Origin of the sequence: Pseudomonas sp. FW300-N2A2 (assembly GCF_017351735.1) — a bacterium.
GTDB lineage: Bacteria > Pseudomonadota > Gammaproteobacteria > Pseudomonadales > Pseudomonadaceae > Aquipseudomonas > Aquipseudomonas migulae.
On the sequence record NZ_JACNDU010000015.1, the window covers coordinates 57,486 to 80,863 of the forward strand.

18 protein-coding genes are annotated in these 23,378 nt (G+C 60.5%); 13 read left to right on the forward strand and 5 right to left on the reverse strand.

Translation table 11 applies throughout. The annotated features are described in order from the left end of the window. The first annotated feature begins 185 nt into the window (after positions 1-185). Positions 186-362, forward strand: a complete 177-nt coding sequence (locus J4E42_RS18685) for a hypothetical protein (protein WP_008034333.1) — start codon at positions 186-188, stop codon at positions 360-362. 9 nt (positions 363-371) lie between these two features. On the opposite strand, the gene J4E42_RS18690 is transcribed toward J4E42_RS18685, so the two are convergent. Continuing rightward, positions 372-1,268, reverse strand: coding sequence for a helix-turn-helix domain-containing protein (locus J4E42_RS18690; protein WP_008042009.1), 897 nt, complete (start codon positions 1,266-1,268; stop codon positions 372-374). Between the two features lie 188 nt (positions 1,269-1,456). Here J4E42_RS18690 and pobA point away from each other — a divergent pair, with 188 nt between their 5' ends. Beyond that, positions 1,457-2,641: a 4-hydroxybenzoate 3-monooxygenase gene (pobA, locus tag J4E42_RS18695; protein WP_207285869.1), complete on the forward strand. Its 1,185-nt coding sequence runs from the start codon at positions 1,457-1,459 to the stop codon at positions 2,639-2,641. Positions 2,642-2,720: 79 nt separating this feature from the next. After that, positions 2,721-4,238, forward strand: coding sequence for an MDR family MFS transporter (locus tag J4E42_RS18700; RefSeq protein ID WP_207285844.1), 1,518 nt, complete (start codon positions 2,721-2,723; stop codon positions 4,236-4,238). A 108-nt stretch (positions 4,239-4,346) separates the two neighbouring features. On the opposite strand, the gene J4E42_RS18705 is transcribed toward J4E42_RS18700, so the two are convergent. The 4 genes from J4E42_RS18705 to J4E42_RS18720 form a co-directional block, all read right to left on the reverse strand. Then, positions 4,347-5,195, reverse strand: coding sequence for a cache domain-containing protein (locus J4E42_RS18705; RefSeq protein WP_008042015.1), 849 nt, complete (start codon positions 5,193-5,195; stop codon positions 4,347-4,349). Positions 5,196-5,314: 119 nt separating this feature from the next. Beyond that, a complete protein-coding gene (locus J4E42_RS18710; protein ID WP_207285845.1) occupies positions 5,315-6,190 on the reverse strand; it encodes an ATPase in 876 nt (291 codons plus the stop codon). Positions 6,191-6,298: 108 nt separating this feature from the next. After that, positions 6,299-7,291: an NAD(P)-dependent oxidoreductase gene (locus J4E42_RS18715; RefSeq protein WP_207285846.1), complete on the reverse strand. Its 993-nt coding sequence runs from the start codon at positions 7,289-7,291 to the stop codon at positions 6,299-6,301. 54 nt (positions 7,292-7,345) lie between these two features. Further along, entirely contained in the window at positions 7,346-8,239 is an 894-nt protein-coding gene (locus J4E42_RS18720) for a LysR family transcriptional regulator ArgP (protein ID WP_008034351.1), read from the reverse strand. Positions 8,240-8,335: 96 nt separating this feature from the next. Here J4E42_RS18720 and J4E42_RS18725 point away from each other — a divergent pair, with 96 nt between their 5' ends. From J4E42_RS18725 to J4E42_RS18770, 10 genes are all read left to right on the forward strand, one after another. Beyond that, positions 8,336-8,737 (forward strand): ACT domain-containing protein, encoded by a 402-nt coding sequence (locus tag J4E42_RS18725; RefSeq protein WP_192228598.1) that lies wholly within the window; start codon positions 8,336-8,338, stop codon positions 8,735-8,737. Positions 8,738-8,742: 5 nt separating this feature from the next. Further along, on the forward strand, positions 8,743-9,345 hold the full coding sequence (locus tag J4E42_RS18730) for a LysE/ArgO family amino acid transporter (RefSeq protein ID WP_207285847.1): 603 nt from the start codon (positions 8,743-8,745) through the stop codon (positions 9,343-9,345). A 175-nt stretch (positions 9,346-9,520) separates the two neighbouring features. Further along, positions 9,521-10,117, forward strand: coding sequence for a superoxide dismutase (locus tag J4E42_RS18735; RefSeq protein ID WP_008034365.1), 597 nt, complete (start codon positions 9,521-9,523; stop codon positions 10,115-10,117). A gap of 1,235 nt (positions 10,118-11,352) precedes the next feature. Beyond that, positions 11,353-13,404 carry a bifunctional diguanylate cyclase/phosphodiesterase gene (locus tag J4E42_RS18740; protein WP_207285848.1) on the forward strand — a complete coding sequence of 684 codons (2,052 nt, stop codon included), beginning with the start codon at positions 11,353-11,355 and terminating at the stop codon, positions 13,402-13,404. Between the two features lie 243 nt (positions 13,405-13,647). Then, positions 13,648-14,997: an imelysin family protein gene (locus J4E42_RS18745; protein WP_008032101.1), complete on the forward strand. Its 1,350-nt coding sequence runs from the start codon at positions 13,648-13,650 to the stop codon at positions 14,995-14,997. Between the two features lie 305 nt (positions 14,998-15,302). Beyond that, positions 15,303-16,730: a di-heme oxidoredictase family protein gene (locus J4E42_RS18750; protein ID WP_207285849.1), complete on the forward strand. Its 1,428-nt coding sequence runs from the start codon at positions 15,303-15,305 to the stop codon at positions 16,728-16,730. Between the two features lie 25 nt (positions 16,731-16,755). Further along, entirely contained in the window at positions 16,756-17,820 is a 1,065-nt protein-coding gene (locus tag J4E42_RS18755; protein ID WP_008036511.1) for an imelysin family protein, read from the forward strand. 14 nt (positions 17,821-17,834) lie between these two features. Beyond that, complete coding sequence (locus J4E42_RS18760; RefSeq protein WP_192228595.1) at positions 17,835-18,932, forward strand: DUF1513 domain-containing protein; 1,098 nt, start codon at positions 17,835-17,837, stop codon at positions 18,930-18,932. A 204-nt stretch (positions 18,933-19,136) separates the two neighbouring features. Beyond that, positions 19,137-20,285: an efflux RND transporter periplasmic adaptor subunit gene (locus J4E42_RS18765; RefSeq protein ID WP_207285850.1), complete on the forward strand. Its 1,149-nt coding sequence runs from the start codon at positions 19,137-19,139 to the stop codon at positions 20,283-20,285. Between the two features lie 14 nt (positions 20,286-20,299). Further along, on the forward strand, positions 20,300-23,335 hold the full coding sequence (locus tag J4E42_RS18770) for a multidrug efflux RND transporter permease subunit (RefSeq protein WP_207285851.1): 3,036 nt from the start codon (positions 20,300-20,302) through the stop codon (positions 23,333-23,335). The last annotated feature ends 43 nt before the right edge of the window (positions 23,336-23,378 follow it).

The following is a 23,378-nucleotide window of genomic DNA, read 5'->3' on the forward strand; positions in this document are numbered from 1 at the left end:
CTGTAGGAGCCGGCTTGCCGGCGATGGTCGTTAACGATAACGCGGGCTTACCGGATGAACGCGGTGCCTTTACGTTCATCGCCAGCAAGCTGGCTCCTACAGGGGGGAATGCATGACTGGCAACTCACTGCCGCTGACCTATGCTGAACTTAGTACCGAAGGGTATTCGTTCAGAGGTCAACGCCATGAACACGAAAACAAGAAGATACCTCGCCATTTTCATCACCTGCGCGGTGACGCTGGCGCTATACGGCACCGCAGCGTGGCGCGTTGAGCAATTGCGAAACCTGCCCCGTGAGTACGCGAGCTGCAACTTCGAGCGCTGCATTCCCCACAACGCGACCCTCAACGCCCTCCGGTGATGAAGGGGATCAGGCCTCGTTGTCCTGATCGGCCTTCAAGCGGTCGCGAAACGCCTTGGGTGAGATCCCCACACGACGCCGGAACAGGCGCGTGAAGTTGGTCGGATCGGAAAACCCCAACACATCGGACATTTCATAAATGGTCATGCTGGTGTAGGTCAGCAAACGCTTGGCCTCCAGCAATTGCCGTTCGTGCATGATCTGCAACGCCGGTTGTCCCGCCAATTCACGGCACGTGCCGTTGAGGTGCGACACCGAAATCCCCAGCCGATGCGCCAGGTCTTCGACCTTGACGTGCTGGCGATACGTCTCTTCCACCAGTTGGATAAACCCGTTGAGGTATTCCCGCGCACGTTGCGGACGCTGACTGGCCGAGCGACGCTGCAACGCCTGCCGGCTGACCCACACCATGATCACGCTGACCAGCGAATGCATGAGCATTTCCCGGGCCGGTTGATGACCGGTGTATTCGGTTTGCAGCGCAGAAAACAGACTGTTGAGGTACTCGCTGTCGTTGCCGGCCGGATAACTTTCGGCCTGGGCCAGAGCATTCACCGAGTTGCCCAATTGTGCCTGAAGATGGGCGACCAGCGGCGCGGCGAGGGTCACGACAAAGCCTTCGACATCCTCGGAAAAACGATAACCGTGCACCGATAACGGCGGCAGAACCAGGATCGCCGGTTCGCCCAATTGCGTACGTTTGCCTTCGATTTCAAGCTCTGCCTGACCTTTGAACACGAAGAGCAACTGACATAAATCGGCGTGGCGATGGGGTTTGATTTCCCATTGGTGTTCGCGGCTGCGTTTGGAAATGGTTTCACAGTGCAGCAAGTCCGGGGTCGGCCAGTCCAGGCTTTCACCGTAGAGCTTGAACACCGGTATCGAAGGCAGGGCAGGCTTGTTCATAACTTCAATCCAGGCCTCGGGAAGTGACGGGCGATAATCGCACCGATTGGCAGAAAGTACAGCTATCGGCTCAGTTTTCACCTTCAATTGACAGACCCGCAAGTGAAAAATGCAAGCACTCGATCCATAAAAATAATTCACCGACGCAGGTCGTGTGGAGCTTGCGAGTCATAAAAACAATGAAAACACTGAAAACCCAAGTCGCCATCATTGGCGCCGGCCCCTCCGGTTTGCTGCTCGGCCAATTGCTGCACAACGCCGGTATCGACACCCTCATTCTCGAACGCCAGACCCCGGACTATGTGCTCGGGCGAATCCGTGCCGGAGTCCTCGAACAAGGCATGGTAGAGCTGCTGCGTCAGGCCGGCGTCGGCCAGCGCATGGACGCCGAAGGGCTGGTTCACGGCGGCTTCGAACTGGCCCTCGACGGGCGCCAGGTGCACATCGATCTGCACGCCCTGACCGGGGGCAAAACCGTGATGATCTACGGGCAAACCGAAGTCACTCGCGACCTGATGGCCGCTCGTCGGGAGGCCGGCGCACAGACGATCTATGAAGCCGGCAACGTCGTGCCTCACGGTATGAAAACCGATGAAACGTTCGTGACGTTCGAAAAGGACGGCGAAGCGTATCGGCTCGATTGCGACTACATCGCCGGTTGCGACGGTTTCCATGGTGTAGCGCGGCAATCGATTCCCGCCGAGAACCTGAAGGTGTTCGAACGGGTTTATCCGTTCGGCTGGCTGGGGATTCTTGCCGACACGCCACCGGTTCACGATGAGTTGGTCTACGCCCGTCACGAGCGCGGTTTTGCCCTGTGCAGCATGCGCTCGGCGACTCGCACCCGGTATTACCTTCAGGTGCCTGCCGACGAGGCTGTCGAGAATTGGTCCGATCAACGCTTCTGGGATGAGCTCAAATCCCGGCTGCCTGCTGCGCTGGCCGAGTCTTTGGTGACCGGGCCGTCCATCGAAAAAAGCATCGCGCCGTTGCGCAGTTTCGTGGTCGAACCGATGCAATACGGGCGGATGTTTCTGGTCGGCGACGCCGCGCACATCGTCCCGCCGACCGGCGCCAAAGGCCTGAACCTGGCGGCCAGCGACGTCAGTACGTTGTTCAATATCCTGCTGAAGGTTTACCGCGAAGGCCGTGTCGATTTGCTGGAGAAATACTCCGAGGTCTGCCTGCGCAGGGTCTGGAAAGCCGAACGATTTTCCTGGTGGATGACCTCGATGTTGCACCGCTTTGAAGATCACGATGCGTTCAGCCAGCGCATCAGCGAGTCGGAGCTCGATTACTTCGTGGACTCCGAGGCGGGTCGGAAAACCATTGCAGAAAATTACGTCGGGCTTCCTTATGAGGCTATCGAATAGCTTCCTACCGACTTACACTGGCGAGCATCCCCGCTCGCCCTTGCCTCCTGCGGGACCCTCACTGCCCGCAGGTTCTCCCGTGACCAATCTCAACCAGCCTGAAACGCCCAAACCGGCCATCCGGAGCGTGCTGATCGCCCTGATGCTGGCCATCTTTCTCGGGGCGCTGGATCAGACGATCGTCGCTGTATCGATGCCCGCCATCTCCGCGCAGTTCAAGGACGTCAGCCTGCTGGCCTGGGTGATTTCCGGCTACATGGTGGCGATGACCGTCGCCGTGCCGATCTACGGCAAACTTGGCGACCTGTACGGTCGGCGCAAGTTGATGCTGTTCGGCATGGGGCTGTTCACGATTGCTTCGTTCTTCTGCGGCATGGCTCAGAGCATGGAGCAACTGGTGCTGGCGCGGATTCTTCAGGGCATTGGCGCCGGCGGGATGATTTCGGTCAGCCAGGCGATCATCGGCGACATCGTGCCGCCTCGCGAACGCGGTCGTTATCAAGGCTATTTCAGCAGCATGTACGCGGTGGCCAGCGTCGCCGGCCCGGTACTCGGCGGTTACATGACCGAATACCTGTCCTGGCGCTGGGTGTTCCTGATCAACCTGCCGCTGGGCCTTGGCGCCTGGCTGGTCGCCCGTCACACCCTGGTCGGGCTCCCGGTGCCGCAGCGCAAACCGATCATCGATTACCTCGGCACCGTGTTGATGATCATCGGTTTGACCGCCTTGTTGCTCGGCATTACTCAGGTCGGCCAGGGGCATTCGTGGCGCAGCGCCGAGGTGCTGGGGTTGCTGGGTTGTGCGGTGGTGGTCCTGGCGTTGTTCGTCGGGCATGAGCGCCGTGCACGGGAGCCGTTGCTGCCGATGCACCTGTTCGCCAACCGCAATGCGATCCTGTGCTGGTGCACGATTTTCTTCACCAGTTTCCAGGCGATTTCGTTGATTGTGCTGATGCCGTTGCGCTTCCAGAGCGTGACCGGCGCCGGGGCCGACAGTGCCGCGCTGCACCTGTTGCCACTGGCCATGGGTTTGCCGATCGGCGCGTATTTCGCCGGGCGCCGAACCTCGGTGACCGGGCGCTATAAACCGATGATTCTCGCGGGCGCCCTCCTCATGCCGATCTCGATCCTCGGGATGGCGTTCAGTCCGCCACAGGCGGTGGTGCTCAGCAGTCTGTTCATGGTGCTCAGCGGGATCGCCTCCGGCATGCAGTTCCCGACGTCATTGGTCGGGACGCAGAATTCGGTAGAACAACGGGACATCGGCGTGGCGACCAGCACCACCAACCTGTTCCGCTCCCTCGGCGGCGCGGTGGGCGTGGCGTTGATGTCGGCGTTGTTGCTGGCATTGCTGCAAGACTCGAGTTTCGCCCATCTGACCGGCTCGACGCTGATTGCCGAGGGCAGCTCGGGGAACGTTTTGCTGGATGGCCTGAACGCCGCGCCGGGGGATGCGCAGAACGCTTTGCGCGCCGAGCTGCTGCTGACCTTCCGGCATTTGTTGATGGTCAGTGCGGCGGTGTCGTTGCTTGGGTTGGCGGCGGCGATTGCCATGCCGAACCGGGTGTTGCGTGGGCGGGAAGACAAGGCTCAGTAGTTGAAAGCGAGTCGCGGCCTTCGCTGGCAAGCCTCGCTCCTACAAGAGCCATGCAAACCTGTAGGAGCGAGGCTTGCCCGCGAAGACGTCATCCCATGTGATAGAGATTCAAGGGCTGTAATACCCCACAGCCACCAGAAAATGCCCGACCTTCTTCAGGTACGCATGCTTGTCCTCGACCTTGCCGGTCACCGGATTTTTCCACCGATACGCGTATTCGCCATAATCCTGCCCGGCCATCAACGCCAGGATCGGCTCGCCGACCGGCTTGCCTTCAGGGTCCTTGATCTTGCCGAAATCGGTGTTGATCAAGCGCAGATTGGTGCCATGGGCGACATAACGCTGCGTATTCAAGTCGACGACGAACACATACAAGTCATCCTGCAAATAACCGCCCTTGAGCGAGTTGATCGACGTGAGCGTGCCCTTCTCGTCCTTGGCCAGATCGGTCGCCGCTTTGTTCAGCAACGCCATCGCCTGCTCCGCCGACGCTCGTGGCAAGTAGTAACCCACCGCCAGAATCCGCTGGCCGACCCGTTGGTAGAACACATGCTTGCGTTCGACCTTGCCGTCGGACCAGTTCTGCCAGCGATACTCCGCTTGCTGAATGCCATTGCCCTCCGGCACTTTCAACGCGTCCTTGAAAGCCTTCTGCAAATCCGGCCCGAGCACATCCGATACATCACGCCCGATCAACGCCGAAGAAGGCCCACCGCTGGCGAGCATCACGCCTTTGGTATCGAGCACGAACACGTAGCGGTCCTTGTCGACAAACTCGCCCTGACGACTGAAGGCCGCGAACGCCTTGTCGCCATTGTCGTGGTAATAGGCCAGGGCTTTTTCCAGCAAGGCGATGGCGGCCTGGCTGTCGTCCTTCTCGGTCCCGGCGGCTTGCGCCTGCCCCAGGCACAGCAACAGCATCCCGCCCAGCAGGGCCAACCTGTGTAAAAACCCCATTGCGCATCCCTCGTTCTCTTCGGTGTTTGAAGAGCGTAGACGGCAATGGGGCATGTATGGATATTCAGCGAACCGCAGTCTGCAAAATGGTATTGCAGTGCATTACCGCGCCTTCAGCCTCAAGGCCTGGCCCGTAACTGCTGCTGCAAATTCTGAATCTGCGCCTGAAGGGTGTTGATGTTGCGGGTGACCTGGCTACGGAAGGCGTCGAACTCGGCGGTACTGGATGGGCCTGACGCGACGGCCGGGCGGTTGTCCTGTTCGCTTTTGAGCACGATCAGGTCTTGTTCCAGACGTTCGATGGCGGCGCTCGGGTTGCCTTGTTTTTTCAGCGCAGTGATGTCGGCGCCGAGGCTTTTTAGCTGGGCTTCGAATTTTTCAGTATCCGCCGGGGCGCTTTTCAGGGCGGCCAGTTCGCTGCTCAGGGCTTTGACCTGGGCCTGCAATTGCGTGTTGGCGGTCTGGTGCTCGGTGTTCTGGGCGGTGGCTTGCGCCAGGCGCTTGTCCAGATCGGCGGTTTGCGCAGTCATTTGCGCCAGACGCTTGTCCAGGTCCGACGTCTGGCCGGCAACGCCCTGCTGCTGTTTGCTCTGGTCCTGGAGTTTGCTTTCCAGCTGCCTGATTTGCAGTTTCAGCGCTTCGCTGTCGCTGGTGACGTTGGTCTGACTGGCGACCACCTTGCCGGAAATGTCCTGCAAGCGTCCCGCTGCATCCTCACTGATACGCGCGAAACTTTCCTGGGTCGCCACCAGTTGCTGTTCCATCAGCGAGATCTGCTGAAAGCTCCACCACGCAAGGCCGGCGAACGCAAAGAACAAGGCGCCGACCAGCGCCCACAACGGACCGGTGCTGGCCGCCCTGACCTTGACTACCGGCGGCGTGCGCGAATGCACGGCGGTGCGGGCGGTGGGCACAAAATCATCGTCGTCGAGGCTGTCGGCACGCAGGCTCGGTACATCGTCGAAGTCGTCGTTGGCATCGTTACGCATGGACATTGAGTCAACCTTTGTGGAACGCGGTGATGGCTTGATGGGGCGAAGTATAAACCCGTCAGCCGCATCGATTGACCCTGAACCCCACTCTGCGTTCAGTAACGGGATTTGTCAGTGAATGTCCTGAGCCTTCCACCAGCCGCAGAATTCATCGAGGGCCGTCCAGAGGCTGACCTTCGGGTCGTAGTCCAGATAATGCCGCGCACGGCTGATGTCCAGGGTGAAATTTTTGTTCATCACTTGCATGCCCAGGCGCGACAGGGTCGGCTCGGGACGACCCGGCCACAGCTTGCACGCGCCCTCGTTGAGCGCCGCCACGGCGTAGGCCAAGCCGTAGGAACGGTAGCGGGTCACCTGTGGGACGTCCATTTTGCGCATGACGTAATTGACCACGTCCCACAACGGAATCGGCGTGCCGTTGCTGATGTTGTAGGCCTTGCCCAACGCCGAACCGCTGGCCAGCAAGCTGCTGAGCAACGCTTCGTTGAGGTTTTGCACGCTGGTGAAATCGACCTTGTTCAAACCGTTTCCGATGATTGCCAGGCGACCTTTGCGTTGCATGTTCAGCAGTCGCGGGAAGATGCTCATGTCACCGGCACCGGTCACGAAACGCGGGCGCAGGGCCAGGGTTTCGAGGCCGAACTCCTGGGCGCCGAAGACCTTTTGCTCGGCCAGGAATTTGGTCGCGGCGTAGGGATGCTTGAAGCGCTTGGGCACCTGTTCTTCGGTCAATCCGAGGTGATCGCGGCCGTCGAAGTAGATCGACGGCGAGGACAAATGCACCAGTCGCCGCACACGTTGCTTCAGGCAGGCTTCGACCACGTTTTCGGTGACCTGCACGTTGCCTTGATGAAAGTCCTGATAACGTCCCCACACGCCGACAGCACCGGCGCAATGCACCACGGCTTCGACGTCGGAACACAGGTCGCGCGCCAGTTGCGGGTCGCTCAAGTCGCCCGCAATGAACTCGGCGCCACGGCGCACCAGATGTTCGACGCTTTCGGCCCGGCGACCGTTGACCCGCACGTTCAGGCCCTGCTCCAGGGCGAAACGCGCAAAGCGCCCGCCGATGAAGCCGCTTGCGCCGGTGACCAGAATCTTCATGTAGTGCTCCGAATATTTCGTTTTGCGTAGTGCGTGAGGTCTTGACGCTGCCGGTCAGGTCAACGGCACCAGCCATTGCTTCGACGAGCGCACCAATTGATCGGTCAGCAACCCCAGCAACTGACCGCCATTGCGCCAATGATGCCAGTACAGCGGCACATCGATGGGCTTATCTGGCAAAAGCTCCACCAGAACGCCGCGTTCAAGTTGCTCGCGCACCTGCAATTCCGGCACCAGTCCCCAGCCGAGACCGGCCTCCGTCAGGCGAATGAAGCCTTCGGATGACGGGCATAAATGGTGTTCGAAACCGCCGTCTACGCCGAGGGACGCGAGGTAGCGATGCTGTAGGAAATCGTCCGGGCCAAAGACCAGCGCCGGCGTTTTCGACAACTGATCGGCGCGCACGCCATGCGGAAAATGCCGGGCGATGAACGCCGGGCTGGCCAGCGCGCGATAACGCATGGCACCCAACAGGACGCTGCGCGCACCCGCCACCGGACGTTCGCTGGCACAGACACACGCAGCCACTTCGCCTGCACGCATGCGTTTGAGGCCGACGGTCTGGTCTTCGACCACCAGGTCGAGCAGCAGATGTTGCTCGGCGCAAAAGTCACCGACCGCCTCGGCCCACCAGGTGGCGAGGCTGTCGGCGTTCAGGGCGATGCGCAGACGTTCCGGAAGGCCTTCTTCATCCAGCGCCGGCACCAGCGTTTGCAGGTCGCGTTCGAGCAAGCGCACCTGCTGCACATGGTTGAGCAAACGCCGGCCGATTTCCGTCGGCGCCGGTCGCGCCATCCGCACCAGCACCGGCTGGCCGACCCGCGCTTCCAGCAGTTTGATGCGCTGGGAGATCGCCGATTGCGACAAGCCGAGCACCTTTGCGGCACGTTCAAAACCGGCCTGCTCGATCACGGCGGCCAACGCAGAAAGCAATTTATAGTCGAACATCAGTTTTCCTAATGAGCGATCAGCATGATTGATTTTTCTTATACAGGTTAGCAGCAGAGAATGCGCGGCAAGAACTCTTGAACAAGGATTACCGACATGGCTGGCGAAACTTCACTGGCAACACTGCTACGCAGCATGAGCCCGCAACTCAACGCTGGCGAATACGTGTTCTGCACCCTGCGGGACGGTCAATTGCCATCGAACCTTGAGATTGTCGGCAGCTTTCGCGAGCAGGAAGGTCTGACGGTGATTCTGGAACGTTCCCACGCAGAACGGGCCGGTTTCAGCTTCGACTACGTTGCAGCCTGGATCACCCTCAACGTGCATTCGGCCCTGGAAGCCGTCGGCCTGACCGCCGCGTTCGCCACCGCGCTGGGCCAGGCCGGGATCAGTTGCAACGTGATCGCCGGTTACTACCACGACCATTTATTCGTCGGCCAGGCCGATGCCGAACGCGCCCTGCAAGTGTTGCGGGATCTGGCAGCCAACGCGGAGTAAAACTTATGTGGCAAAGCTATGTGAACGGCCTGTTGGTGGCCGCGGGGCTGATCATGGCGATCGGCACTCAGAATGCGTTTGTGCTGGCCCAGAGCCTGCGACGTGAACATCACCTGCCGGTGGCAGCGCTCTGCGTGACCTGCGACGCGCTGCTGGTGGCGGCCGGTGTATTCGGCCTGGCGACCGTGCTGGCGCAAAACCCGACATTGCTGGCTATCGCTCGCTGGGGCGGCGCGGCGTTTCTGGTGTGGTACGGCAGCCTTGCGCTGCGCCGGGCCTGCTCGAAGCAAAGCCTGCAACAGGGTGAAAACCAGACGGTACGCTCACTGCGCGCGGTGATGCTCAGCGCCCTGGCGGTGACCTTGCTCAACCCGCATGTTTATCTGGATACCGTGTTGCTGATTGGCTCCCTTGGTGCGCAACAAACCGAGCCCGGGGCTTACGTTGTCGGCGCGGCCAGCGCTTCGCTGCTTTGGTTTTTCACGTTGGCGCTGGGCGCCGCCTGGTTGGCGCCATGGCTGGCTCGGCCAAGTACATGGCGGATCCTTGATTTGTTGGTGGCCGTCATGATGTTCGCCGTTGCCGGCCAACTGATCATCGCGTCCTGATATTCCAAATGGCTCTGGAACCTCTATTCCACACAGTTGTTGCGTGGTTATGCCGCACCCCCGGTGCTATGATCCGGTTCGATGCGCCGCAAAGAGTACAAACTCCCCGGCGCTTGTCTGGCCGCCCGTGATCGGCCTTGCGCTCACCGCAACTGACCTGATTAGGAGAATCATCATGGCTTTCGAATTGCCGCCGCTGCCTTACGCACACGATGCCCTGCAGCCGCACATTTCCAAGGAAACCTTGGAGTACCACCACGACAAGCACCACAACACCTACGTCGTGAACCTGAACAACCTGGTGCCAGGCACCGAGTTCGAAGGCAAGACCCTGGAAGAGATCGTCAAGTCTTCCTCGGGCGGTATCTTCAACAACGCCGCTCAAGTCTGGAACCACACTTTCTACTGGAACTGCCTGGCGCCAAACGCCGGCGGTCAACCAACCGGCGCACTGGCTGAAGCCATCAATGCTTCCTTCGGTTCGTTCGACAAGTTCAAGGAAGAATTCAGCAAGACTTCCATCGGCACCTTCGGTTCCGGTTGGGGCTGGCTGGTGAAAAAGGCTGACGGTTCCCTTGCCCTGGCCAGCACCATCGGCGCCGGCAACCCGCTGACCAACGGCGACACCCCGCTGCTGACCTGCGACGTCTGGGAACACGCTTACTACATCGACTACCGCAACGTTCGTCCGAAATACGTCGAAGCGTTCTGGAACCTGGTCAACTGGAAATTCGTGGCTGAGCAGTTCGAAGGCAAAACCTTCACCGCTTAAGCTCGACGCCAGTCAAAAAACCCGGCTTTTGCCGGGTTTTTTTATGGGTCTGGAAACGTACAAACCCAGGTGTTCCCGTAGAACGGGTCGGCTGTCAGGCCGCCATCGTCGGAACGCTGCCCGCAGCAAGCCAGCTCCTACAAGGTTCGGGGACAGCCGTGAAAACAGGTTGGTTGTCAGGCCGTCATCGCCGGCAAGCCGGCTCCTACAGGGGGTGGGTACATCCGTGAAAACAGGTTGGCTGTCACGCCATCGCCGGCAAGCCGGCTCCTACAAGGTTCGGGGACAGTCGTGGAAGCAGGTTGGCTGTCAGGCCGTCATCGCCAGCCAGCCGGCCCCTACAGGGGGTGGGGACAGCCGTGAAAACAGGTTGGTTGTCAGGCCGCCATCGCCGGCAAGCCGGCTCCTACAAGGTCCGGGGACAGTCGTGGAAGCAGGTTGGTTGTCAGGACGCCATCGCCAGTAAGCCGGCTCCTACAGGGGGTGGGTACATCCGTGAAAACAGGTTGGTTGTCAGGCCGTCATCGCCGGCAAGCCGGCTCCTACACAAGCAGACTCGCGCCCACCACCCGCTTCTCACCACTCATCAGGCCGAGCGTTAGCTCGCCTTCAGCTTTTGATCTGAGCGCCCCTTCGGGAGGCCGAGTGGAGGTTCTGCGCAGTGGGCAACCCGGCATGGATGCCGGGTTAGCCGCCCCCGGCCATGGATGGCCGATGGCGGCGGGCCCACGGAGCAGGACCGGAGCGAGGGAACGCCGAGCCTAAGCGAGGGGCCGGACGCCGGGGCAAGACTTTTTGGTTCCTTTTGTGGCGTTTGACAAAAGGGACTCGCCGTAAGGGCGAAACCCTAAGTGGCCGTTACCGCAGCAATGGATATGTACCCCCCAAAAAAATGGTCCGCCATGACGCCGCCATCGCCGGCAAGCCGGCTCCTACAGGGAAACAAGTTGAATCCAGAGAAGGTCGATTTCCGATAATGAAACCAGTCTTCCCCCCCTTGCCCCAACGCCATACCCGTCTACCATCAACCAAATGGAAAATAAGTCCAAATCCCCCTCAAGTTGAAGGACTCGACTACCGACACAGTACTAATAGGGCAAATACTCCAGGCAACAGCATTTCGGCCAACCCACAGGCAAATCCCCCTGTGTTTGATTGTCCCTTTGACTGCCATCACCGGATTGCCAATACTCATGGCAACTTGATGCTACCTGCACGGAACAAGGAATGACTCTTTGAAGCTGGAACTCAAGAACAGCTTGTCGGTGAAGTTGCTCCGGGTCGTGCTCCTGTCGGCATTGATCGTCGGCGTGGTCTTGAGCTGCGCGCAGATCGTTTTCGATGCCTATAAAACACGCCAGGCCGTGGCAGGCGATGCCCAGCGCATCCTCGACATGTTCCGCGACCCCTCGACCCAGGCCGTCTACAGCCTGGACCGGGAGATGGGTATGCAAGTGATTGAAGGCCTGTTTCAGGACGACGCCGTCCGCCAGGCCTCCATCGGCCACCCCAATGAAGCCATGCTGGCGCAAAAATCCCGCGAGTTGCAGCAATCCAACAGCCGCTGGCTGACCGACCTGATCCTCGGCAAGGAACGCACCTTCACCACTCAACTGGTGGGTCGCGGCCCGTACAGCGAGTACTACGGCGACCTGAGCATCACCCTCGACACCGCCACCTACGGACAAGGGTTCATCGTCAGCTCGGTGATCATCTTCATTTCCGGGGTATTGCGTGCCCTCGCCATGGGGCTGGTGCTGTATCTGGTCTACCACTGGCTGCTGACCAAACCGCTGTCGCGGATCATCGAGCACCTGACCGAAATCAACCCGGACCGCCCCAGCGAGCACAAGATTCCACAGCTCAGAGGCCACGAGAAAAACGAACTCGGCATCTGGATCAACACCGCCAACCAGTTGCTCGAGTCCATCGAGCGCAACACCCACCTGCGCCACGAAGCGGAAAACAGCCTGCTGCGCATGGCCCAGTACGACTTCCTCACCGGCCTGCCGAACCGCCAGCAATTGCAACAGCAACTGGACAAGATCCTCGTCGACGCCGGCAAACTGCAACGCCGGGTCGCGGTGTTGTGTGTCGGCCTCGATGACTTCAAGGGCATCAACGAACAATTCAGCTATCAGACCGGTGACCAACTGCTGCTGGCGCTGGCTGATCGCCTGCGGGGCCACAGCGGTCGCCTTGGCGCCCTCGCCCGACTGGGCGGCGATCAGTTCGCCCTGGTTCAGGCCGATATCGAACAACCCTACGAAGCCGCCGAACTGGCGCAAAGCATTCTCGATGACCTGGAAGCGGCATTCGCCCTCGATCATCAAGAGATTCGCCTGCGCGCCACCATCGGCATCACCCTGTTCCCTGAAGATGGCGACAGCACCGAGAAGCTGCTGCAAAAAGCCGAGCAGACCATGACCCTGGCCAAGACTCGCTCGCGCAACCGCTACCAGTTCTATATCGCCAGTGTCGACACCGAGATGCGTCGCCGTCGCGAACTGGAGAAGGACCTGCGCGACGCGTTGATCCGCGACCAGTTCTACCTCGTCTACCAGCCGCAGATCAGCTACCGCGATCATCGGGTGGTGGGCGTCGAAGCATTGATTCGCTGGCAACATCCCGAACACGGACTGGTGCCGCCGGACCTGTTCATCCCGCTGGCCGAGCAGAACGGCACCATCATTGCCATTGGCGAATGGGTGCTGGATCAGGCCTGTAAACAATTGCGCGACTGGCATGACCAGGGCTTCACCGACCTGCGCATGGCGGTGAACCTGTCCACGGTGCAATTGCACCACGCCGAGCTGCCGCGGGTGGTCAATAACCTGCTGCAAATGTACCGCCTGCCACCGCGCAGCCTGGAGCTGGAAGTCACCGAAACCGGCCTGATGGAAGACATCAGCACCGCCGCCCAGCACCTGCTGAGCCTGCGTCGCTCCGGTGCGTTGATCGCCATCGACGACTTCGGCACCGGTTACTCATCGCTGAGTTACCTGAAAAGCCTGCCGCTGGACAAGATCAAGATCGACAAGAGCTTCGTACAAGACCTGCTCGATGACGACGACGATGCAACCATCGTTCGGGCCATTATCCAGTTGGGCAAGAGCCTTGGCATGCAGGTCATTGCAGAGGGGGTGGAAACCGTCGAGCAAGAGGCCTACATCATTTCCGAAGGCTGCCACGAAGGTCAGGGCTACTTTTACAGCAAGCCACTGCCGGCGCGAGAACTGGGCGCCTATCTGAAGCAGGCCCAGCGCAGCAACGCGGCTATTTTGTAGGGTTCCTGTAGGAGCGAGCCTGCTCGCGATGAACTCCAAGGCGACGCATTCTTTCAGTCTGCACGCGTTATCGTTCACGTTCATCGCGAGCAGGCTCGCTCCTACAAAGTGCAACATCCGCTATCTGAATAAGAAATATTTCCAAGAACAACTCTTTACACATAATGCGAAAGATTTGCATTATGTCGCAGTTTTGCGCGCTAGCTGCGCCATTCCACCCCCTCTCGAAGCAGGATGTTCGCCATGATTCGTATGCCTCTGGCTACCGCCAGTCTGTTGGCCATCGCTATTTCCCTCGCCGGTTGTGGCGAAGGCAAAGACAAAGCTGCCGCCCCAGCGCCTACGCCAGCCGCCACTACCACGGCCCCGGCCGCTGCGCCTGCGCCAGCTGCTGCCGGCAAAGTCGACGAAGCCGCTGCCAAAGCCGTTGTCGCGCATTACGCCGACATCGTCTTCGCCGTTTACAGCGATGCCGAATCCACCGCGAAAACCCTGCAAACCGCCGTCGACGCCTTCCTCGCGAAGCCGAACGCCGACACCCTGAAAGCCGCCAAGGCTGCCTGGATCGCTGCTCGCGTTCCTTACCTGCAGAGCGAAGTGTTCCGCTTCGGCAACACCATCATCGACGACTGGGAAGGTCAGGTGAACGCCTGGCCACTGGACGAAGGCCTGATCGACTACGTCGACAAATCCTACGAGCACGCACTGGGTAACCCGGGCGCGACCGCCAACATCATCGCCAACACTCAAGTTCAGGTCGGCGAAGACAAGATCGACGTGAAAGACATCACCCCGGAAAAACTCGCCAGCCTGAACGAGCTGGGTGGTTCCGAGGCCAACGTCGCGACCGGCTACCACGCCATCGAATTCCTGCTCTGGGGCCAGGACCTGAACGGCACCGGCCCTGGCGCCGGCAACCGTCCAGCCTCCGACTACCTGGAAGGCAAAGGCGCCACCGGCGGTCACAACGATCGTCGTCGCGCTTACCTGAAGTCCGTGACCCAACTGCTGGTCAGCGACCTGGAAGAAATGGTCGGTAACTGGAAGCCGAACGTGGCCGACAACTACCGCGCCACCCTGGAAGCGGAACCGGTGGATTCCGGCCTGCGCAAAATGCTGTTCGGCATGGGCAGCCTGTCCCTGGGCGAACTGGCGGGCGAGCGCATGAAGGTTTCCCTGGAAGCCAACTCCCCTGAAGACGAACACGACTGCTTCAGCGACAACACCCACAACTCGCAGTTCTACGATGCCAAAGGCATTCGCAACGTGTACTTGGGCGAATACACCCGTGTCGACGGCACCAAAATGACCGGCGCCAGCCTGTCCTCTCTGGTGGCCAAGGCTGACCCGGCGGCCGACACCGCGCTGAAAGCCGACCTGGCTGCGACCGAAGCCAAGATGCAGGTCATTGTCGATCACGCCAACAAGGGTGAGCACTACGACCAGTTGATCGCTGCCGGCAACACCGCTGGCAACCAGATCGTTCGTGACGCCATCGCTTCGCTGGTCAAGCAGACCGGTTCGATCGAAGCCGCCGCTGGCAAGCTGGGCATCAGCGACCTGAACCCGGACAACGCTGATCACGAATTCTGATCAACGCTGGCTGAATAAAAAAGGCGACCTTCGGGTCGCCTTTTTCATGCCAGCCCAACACAGATCATTGTAGGAGCGAGCGATGCGGCGACCCGACTTGCCCGCGAAGACGGCATCACACACGACATCATCGTTGACTGACAAACCGCTTTCGCGGGCAAGCCTCGCTCCTACAACGATCGCATCCAACCAATGGACGCCCACCAAACCTGCGCCACATCAACCAAACGATAATTCCTCTTATTCAATCTCCCCTGCCCTGTTAGACTTTGCGCCCTTGTTTTGCTCGTCTTGCAGGATGTCTGATGCCCTCGCTGCCTCTTCGCTTGTCCGCACTGTTTCTGGCCCTGGGCCTGAGTGCCTGCGATGACGCCCCGCGTTTTACCCAGGCCGAACCCGGTGAAGCCAGGTCCGGTGGCAGCGCGACCGTGCGCAAGACCGATCAGAACGCCTTTTCCCTGCCCTCCGCCAACCTGCCGCCGTCACGGCGCGTGGACTTCAGCGTCGGCAACAGCTTCTTCCGCAACCCCTGGGTGATCGCCCCGTCGACCACCACGGCCCGCGACGGCCTCGGACCACTGTTCAACACCAACGCTTGCCAGGGCTGCCATATCAAGGACGGTCGCGGTCACCCGCCTGCACCTGATGCATTGAATGCCGTTTCGATGCTGGTGCGCCTGTCGATACCCGATTCACCGACCTACGCCAAAATCATCGAGCAGCAAGGTGTCGTGCCGGAGCCGGTCTACGGCGGCCAGTTCCAGGACATGTCGGTGCCCGGTGTGGCGCCGGAAGGCAAGGTTCGGGTTGATTACACGCCGGTGCCGGTGCGCTTCAAGGACGGCACCGAAGTCGAGTTGCGCAAGCCGACATTGCAGATCACCCAACTCGGCTACGGCCCGATGCACCCGGACACGCGTTTCTCCGCGCGCGTCGCCCCGCCAATGATTGGCCTTGGGCTGCTCGAGGCGATCCCGGAAGAAGCGATCCTCGCCAATGCCGCCGCGCAGGCCAAAGAGAAAAACGGCATCAATGGCCGACCGAACCAGGTCTGGGATGACGCACAACAGAAAACCGTCCTCGGCCGATTTGGATGGAAGGCCGGGCAACCGAACCTCAATCAACAGAACGTTCACGCGTTTTCTGGTGATATGGGCCTCACGACCAGCCTGAGACCCTTTGATGACTGCACCGATGCGCAAACCGCCTGCAAACAGGCGCCGAACGGCAACGGCCCGGACGGCGAACCGGAAGTCAGCGATAACATTCTGCGTCTGGTGCTGTTCTACAGCCGTAACCTTGCCGTACCGGCTCGCCGCGATGTCGGCACACCGCAAGTGCTGGCCGGCAAGACCCTGTTTTTCCAGGCTGGCTGCCAGTCCTGCCACACACCGAAATACACCACCGCCGCCAACGCGGCAGAACCTGAACTGGCCAATCAAGTGATTCGCCCTTACAGCGATCTGCTGCTGCACGACATGGGCGACGGCCTGGCCGACAACCGCAGCGAATTCCAGGCCAGTGGCCGCGACTGGCGCACGCCGCCGTTGTGGGGCATCGGCCTGACGCAGGCAGTCAGTGGCCACACCCAGTTCTTGCATGACGGCCGCGCCCGTAATCTGCTCGAAGCCGTGCTCTGGCATGGCGGCGAAGCAAAAGCGGCCCAGCAACAGGTTTTGTCTTTCAATGCCGAGCAGCGCGCGGCGTTGCTGGCGTTTTTGAATTCCCTTTAAACGTATTCCTTAGCGGGAGCCCTAAATGTTCCGTCCCAAGTTGTTGTTCACCAGCCTTGCCGCACTCGCCCTCGGCGCCTGCTCACCGCAGGATCCGCAGGCTGTCACGTCGGCGGCCATCGCCAAGTCGGTGATCCTGCCGACCTACACGCGCTGGGTTGAAGCCGACCGCCAGTTGGCCGTCAGCGCGCTGGCCTATTGCGAAGGCAAGGAAAACCTCGACACCGCCCGCGCCGATTTCCTGCATGCGCAGAAAGCCTGGGCCGAGCTGCAACCGTTGCTGATCGGGCCGCTGGCCGAAGGCAATCGCGCCTGGCAGGTGCAATTCTGGCCGGACAAGAAAAACCTGGTGGGCCGTCAGGTCGAGCAACTGGTGACCGCGCAACCGCAGATCGATGCCACCGCCCTGGCCAAATCCAGCGTTGTGGTGCAAGGCCTCTCGGCCTACGAATACATCCTGTTCGACAGCAAACCTGACGTGGCCAACGAGGCGCAAAAAGCCAAGTATTGCCCTCTGCTGAAAGCCATCGGCGAGCGTCAGAAACAGCTGGCCGAAGAGATTCTGCAAACCTGGAACAACACCGACGGCATGCTCGCGCAGTTGAGCAAATTCCCGAACCAGCGTTACGCCGACTCCCACGAAGCGATTGCCGATCTGTTGCGTGTACAGGTCACCGCTCTCGACAGCCTGAAGAAAAAACTCGGCACGCCGATGGGCCGCCAGACCAAGGGTGTGCCGCAACCATTCCAGGCTGACCAGTGGCGCAGCCAGTCGTCCCTGACGAGTATGGAAGCGAGCCTCGCCGCCGCCAAAACCGTGTGGGAAGGCGTCGACAACAAAGGCCTGCGCGGCTTGCTGCCAAGCGAGCAGAAACCCTTGGCCGACAAGATCGACGCCGCCTACGCCGCGTCCCTGAAACTGTTCGCCAGCAACCAGCGTTCGCTGACTGAAATGCTCAACGACGACGCCGGTCGCCAGCAGCTCAACGACATCTACGACAGCCTCAACGTCGTCCACCGCCTGCACGAAGGCGAACTGGCCAAGGCGCTGGGCATCCAACTGGGCTTCAACGCCAACGACGGTGACTGATGAGGGCGAGTGCCATGCTGCGACGACAGGCTCTGACGTTAGGTAGTTTGCTGCTGGGAGCAGTGACACTGGGCGGCTGGACGCTGTTCAAGCAAAAGGACAAGAGCCCGCTGCTGCTCTCGGCGCGGGACGATGGCGACGGCAAGCACTACGCCGTCGGTTATCGGCTGGACGGTACGCGGGTGTTCGCCACCCAGGTCGGCCAGCGCTGCCACGACATCATCAACCACCCGACGCTGCCGATCGCGCTGTTCGTCGCCCGGCGTCCAGGCACCGAAAGTTACCTGATCGATCTGCGCGACGGCACGCTGCTGCAAACCGTGGCCTCGCAACCGAACCGGCACTTCTACGGTCACGCGGTGATTCACCAGAGCGGCGACTGGCTGTACGCCACCGAGAACGACACGTCCGATCCCGGTCGCGGCTTGCTCGGTGTGTACAAGTTCGAAGGCGAGCGTCTGGTGCACAGCGGCGAGATTTCGACCCATGGCATCGGCCCGCATCAGGTGTCGTGGATGCCCGATGGCGAAACCCTGGTGGTGGCCAACGGCGGCATTCGCACCGAGGCTGAAAGCCGCGTCGAGATGAACCTCAACGCCATGGAACCAAGCCTGGTGCTGATGCAGCGCGACGGTACATTGCTGAGCAAGGAAACCCTCGCGCAACAGATGAACAGCGTGCGGCACCTGGGGATCGCCAGTGATGGCACCATCGTCGCCGGTCAACAATTCATGGGGCCGTCCCATGAGTCATCGGAGCTGTTGGCGATCAAGCGTCCAGGGCAACCGTTCGTGGCGTTCCCGGTGCCCGAGCATCAGTTGCAGGCCATGGGGCATTACACCGCCAGCGTCGCGGTGCACAGTGATTTGCGCCTGGTCGCGTTGACGGCGCCACGGGGAAATCGCTTTTTCATCTGGGACATGGACAGCGGTGAAGTGCGCCTGGATGCGCCGCTTCCCGATTGCGCCGGGGTGGGTGCGGTGGCCGACGGTTTTGTCGTGACCTCGGGTCAAGGCCGATGCCGGTACTACGATTGCCGCCAGACAAACCTTGTTGCAAAACCTCTCGAACTGCCTGCGGGGCTCTGGGATAACCACCTGCACCTCATCTGACTGCCCCGCTCTTGTAGGAGCTGAGCTTGCTCGCGAAGGCGGTGTGTCAGGCACATCCATTTTGCATGTGCCGCCGCTTTCGCGAGCAAGCTCTGCTCCTACAGGTTTTGCGCCTGCCTGTAAAAAGTGGCAGTTGGAATACCCGGCACACTCGGAGTAATGTGCCCGACTGTCTCACCTGATTTTCTCCAAGGAAGTGGAAATATGCTGCGTCGCCGCATGCTGATCATGTTGGGTGTTGTTCTGCTGATCGTACTGGTTCTGGCCGGTTACAAAGCCTTCTCCATCTACACGATGATTCAAGGCTTCGCTGTGCCGAAACCGCCGATCAGCGTCGCCGTGGCTACTGCTACCGAGCAACCGTGGCAGGAACGCCTGCCTACCGTCGGCACGCTCAAGGCGCTGCAAGGCGTAGACCTGAGCCTTGAAACTGACGGCACCGTCATCGATTTGCAGTTCGAGTCAGGGCAGAAGGTCAAGGTAGGTCAACCACTCCTGCGCCTCGACAGCGCCGTGGAAAGTGCCTTGCTGGAAACCGCCCAGGCCGACCTCGGGCTGGCCCAGCTCGATTACGGTCGCGGTAGCCAACTGGTGGGCAGCCAGGCCATTTCCAAAGGTGAGTTCGACCGACTTTCGGCGGTGATGAAAAAAAGCAAAGCCACGGTCAATCAACTCAAGGCTGCACTCGGCAAAAAAAGCATCGTTGCCCCCTTCAGCGGGACCATCGGCATTCGGCAGGTGGACGTTGGCGACTATCTTGCCAGCGGCACCATGATTGCCACCCTGCAAGACCTCAGCAGTCTCTACGTCGACTTTTTCGTGCCCGAACAGTCGGTGCCGAAGATCGCCATCGGCCAGCCGGTTGAAATCGTCGTCGCGGCCTACCCGGCGCAGACCTTCCCCGGCACCATCAGCGCGATCAACCCGAAAATCGAGAACAGCACGCGCAACATGCAGGTCCGCGCGACCCTGGCCAACCCCGACGGCAAACTGTTACCGGGCATGTTCGCCAGCCTGCAGGTGATGCTGCCCGACCCACAGCCGCGCATCGTCGTGCCGGAAAGCGCGATCACGTACACGCTGTACGGTAATTCGTTGTACGTGGCTGCGCAGAAAAAAACCGAAGACGGCAGCCTCGAAAAAGACGACAAGGGCCAACCGATCCTGATCGCCGAACGCCGTTTCATCGAAACCGGCGAGCGACGCGATGGACAGGTGATGATTACCAAAGGCGTGAAGAACGGCGAAAAAGTGGTCACCGCCGGCCAGATCAAACTGGACAACGGTGCGCACATTGCCATCAGCGACGACAAGACCCTGGCCGAGAAGAACAGTCAGCCACGCGCTGACTGATCAAGGAACCCCCAATGGCTTTTACCGACCCGTTCATCCGCCGCCCGGTGCTCGCCACCGTGGTCAGCCTGTTGATTGTGCTGCTGGGCTTTCAGGCCTGGAGCAAGCTGCCGCTGCGCCAATACCCGCAAATGGAAAACGCCCTGATCACGGTGACCACCGCGTACCCCGGGGCGAACGCCGAAACCATTCAGGGCTACATCACCCAACCGATGCAACAGAGCCTGGCGAGCGCCGAGGGCATCGACTACATGACCTCGGTCAGTCGCCAGAACTTCTCGGTGATCTCGATCTACGCGCGCATCGGTTCCAACAGCGACCGCTTGTTCACCGAGTTGCTGGCCAAGGCCAACGAAGTGAAAAACCAGTTGCCTCAGGACGCCGAAGACCCGGTACTGAGCAAGGAAGCCGCCGATGCGTCGGCGCTGATGTACATCAGCTTCTTCAGCAAGGAAATGAGTAACCCGCAGATTACCGATTACCTGTCACGGGTCATCCAGCCAAAACTGGCGACCCTGCCAGGCATGGCCGAAGCCGAGATTCTCGGCAACCAGGTATTCGCCATGCGCTTGTGGCTGGACCCGGTGAAACTGGCGGGTTTCGGCCTCAGCGCCAGCGATGTGACCGATGCCGTGCGCAAGTACAACTTCCTCTCCGCCGCCGGCGAAGTGAAAGGCGAGTACGTGGTCACCAGCATCAACGCCAACACCGAGCTCAAATCCGCCGAAGCCTTCGCCGCGATTCCGCTCAAGGTCGACGGTGACAGCCGGGTGCTGCTCAGCGATGTCGCGCGGGTCGAGATGGGCGCGGAAAACTACGACACCATCAGCTCCTTCGGTGGCACGCCCTCGGTGTACATCGGCATCAAGGCAACGCCCGGCGCCAACCCGCTGGACGTGATCAAGGAAGTGCGCAAGATCATGCCGGACCTGGAAGCCCAGCTGCCGCCGAACCTCAAGGGTGAAATTGCCTACGACGCCACGCTGTTCATCCAGGCCTCGATCGACGAAGTGGTGAAAACCCTGTTCGAAGCGGTGTTGATCGTGATCGTCGTGGTGTTTCTGTTCCTCGGTGCGCTGCGTTCGGTGGTGATCCCGGTGGTGACCATTCCGTTGTCGATGATCGGCGTGATGTTCTTCATGCAGATGATGGGCTACTCGATCAACCTGCTGACCCTGCTGGCGATGGTATTGGCCATTGGCCTGGTGGTGGACGACGCCATCGTGGTGGTGGAAAACATCCACCGTCACATCGAAGAAGGCAAGACGCCGCTGGATGCCGCCATTGAAGGCGCCCGGGAAATCGCCATGCCGGTGGTCTCGATGACCATCACCCTGGCGGCGGTCTACGCCCCGATCGGCTTCCTGACCGGCCTCACCGGGGCGCTGTTCAAGGAGTTCGCCCTGACACTGGCCGGTGCGGTGGTGATCTCCGGCATCGTCGCCCTGACGTTGTCGCCGATGATGTGCGCCTTTCTGCTGCGCCACGACGAAAACCCCAGCGGCCTCGCTCACCGGCTGGACCTGATTTTCGAAGGCCTCAAGCGCCGCTACCAGCGCATGCTGCACGGCACGCTCAACACGCGGCCGGTGGTGCTGGTGTTCGCGGTGATCGTGCTGTGCCTGATTCCGGTGCTGCTCAACTTCACCAAATCGGAACTGGCACCGGACGAGGACCAGGGCGTCATTTTCATGCTGGCCAGCGCCCCGCAACCGACCAACCTTGATTACCTGAACACCTACACCGACGAGTTCGTCAGCATCTTCAAGGCGTTTCCCGAGTACTACTCCTCGTTCCAGATCAACGGCTTCAACGGCGTGCAATCGGGGATTGGCGGTTTCCTGCTCAAACCGTGGAACGAGCGTGGGCGCACGCAAATGCAGATCCTGCCTGCGGTCCAGAGCAAACTGGAAAGCATTCCAGGGTTGCAGATTTTCGGCTTCAACCTGCCTTCCCTGCCGGGAACCGGCGAAGGGCTGCCGTTTCAATTCGTCGTCAATACCGCCAACAATTACGAGTCGTTGCTGCAAGTGATGGACCGGGTGAAAAAACGCGCGATGGAGTCCGGCAAGTTTGCCTTCGTCGACGTTGACCTGGCCTTTGACAAACCCGAAGTCGTGGTCGATATCGATCGGGCGAAGGCTGCGCAGATGGGCGTGTCCATGCAGGATCTGGGCGGCACGCTGGCGACGTTGCTGGGCGAGGCGGAGATCAACCGGTTCACCATTGAAGGTCGCAGCTACAAAGTCATCGCGCAGGTCGAACGGCCCTTCCGGGACACCCCCGACTGGCTGAACAACTATTACGTGAAGAACACCAAGGGCGAACTGCTGGCCCTGTCGACCCTGATTACCGTGACCGACCGGGCACGCCCACGGCAACTGAATCAGTTCCAGCAGCTCAACTCGGCGATCCTGTCCGGGGTCCCGCTGGTGAGCATGGGTGAAGCCCTCGACGCGGTGCGTCAGATTGCCCGGGAAGAGGCACCCGCAGGTTTTGCCGTCGACTATGCCGGTGCATCGCGGCAGTACGTGCAGGAAGGCAGTGCGCTGTGGGTCACTTTTGCCTTGGCATTGGCGATCATTTTCCTGGTGCTGGCGGCGCAGTTCGAAAGCTTCCGCGACCCACTGGTGATTCTGGTGACCGTGCCGCTGTCGATCTGCGGCGCTCTGATTCCGCTGTTCCTCGGCTGGTCGAGCATGAACATCTACACCCAGGTCGGGCTGGTGACGTTGATCGGATTGATCAGCAAGCACGGGATCCTGATCGTCGAGTTCGCCAACCAGTTGCGCAAGGACAAGGGCCTGACGCCGCGCGAAGCGGTTGAGGAAGCAGCGGCCATTCGTCTGCGTCCGGTGCTGATGACCACCGCGGCGATGGTGTTTGGCATGGTGCCGTTGATCATCGCCACGGGCGCGGGCGCTGTCAGCCGGTTCGACATCGGCACAGTGATCGCCACGGGGATGTCGATCGGGACATTGTTTACGCTGTTTGTGCTGCCGTGCGTGTACACGTTGCTGGCTAAACCCGATAAACCTGCACACGCATAACTTCTGTAGGAGCCGGCTTGCTGGCGATGGTGGGTCAGCCACG

Coding starts and splice junctions, on each gene's coding strand:
- J4E42_RS18685 (WP_008034333.1), top strand. CDS start 186: ATGAACACGAAAACAAGAAGATACCTCGCCATTTTCATCACCTGCGCG.
- J4E42_RS18690 (WP_008042009.1), bottom strand. CDS start 1,268: ATGAACAAGCCTGCCCTGCCTTCGATACCGGTGTTCAAGCTCTACGGT.
- J4E42_RS18705 (WP_008042015.1), bottom strand. CDS start 5,195: ATGGGGTTTTTACACAGGTTGGCCCTGCTGGGCGGGATGCTGTTGCTG.
- J4E42_RS18710 (WP_207285845.1), bottom strand. CDS start 6,190: ATGTCCATGCGTAACGATGCCAACGACGACTTCGACGATGTACCGAGC.
- J4E42_RS18715 (WP_207285846.1), bottom strand. CDS start 7,291: ATGAAGATTCTGGTCACCGGCGCAAGCGGCTTCATCGGCGGGCGCTTT.
- J4E42_RS18720 (WP_008034351.1), bottom strand. CDS start 8,239: ATGTTCGACTATAAATTGCTTTCTGCGTTGGCCGCCGTGATCGAGCAG.
- J4E42_RS18725 (WP_192228598.1), top strand. CDS start 8,336: ATGGCTGGCGAAACTTCACTGGCAACACTGCTACGCAGCATGAGCCCG.
- J4E42_RS18730 (WP_207285847.1), top strand. CDS start 8,743: ATGTGGCAAAGCTATGTGAACGGCCTGTTGGTGGCCGCGGGGCTGATC.
- J4E42_RS18735 (WP_008034365.1), top strand. CDS start 9,521: ATGGCTTTCGAATTGCCGCCGCTGCCTTACGCACACGATGCCCTGCAG.
- J4E42_RS18745 (WP_008032101.1), top strand. CDS start 13,648: ATGATTCGTATGCCTCTGGCTACCGCCAGTCTGTTGGCCATCGCTATT.
- J4E42_RS18750 (WP_207285849.1), top strand. CDS start 15,303: ATGCCCTCGCTGCCTCTTCGCTTGTCCGCACTGTTTCTGGCCCTGGGC.
- J4E42_RS18755 (WP_008036511.1), top strand. CDS start 16,756: ATGTTCCGTCCCAAGTTGTTGTTCACCAGCCTTGCCGCACTCGCCCTC.
- J4E42_RS18760 (WP_192228595.1), top strand. CDS start 17,835: ATGCTGCGACGACAGGCTCTGACGTTAGGTAGTTTGCTGCTGGGAGCA.
- J4E42_RS18765 (WP_207285850.1), top strand. CDS start 19,137: ATGCTGCGTCGCCGCATGCTGATCATGTTGGGTGTTGTTCTGCTGATC.
- J4E42_RS18770 (WP_207285851.1), top strand. CDS start 20,300: ATGGCTTTTACCGACCCGTTCATCCGCCGCCCGGTGCTCGCCACCGTG.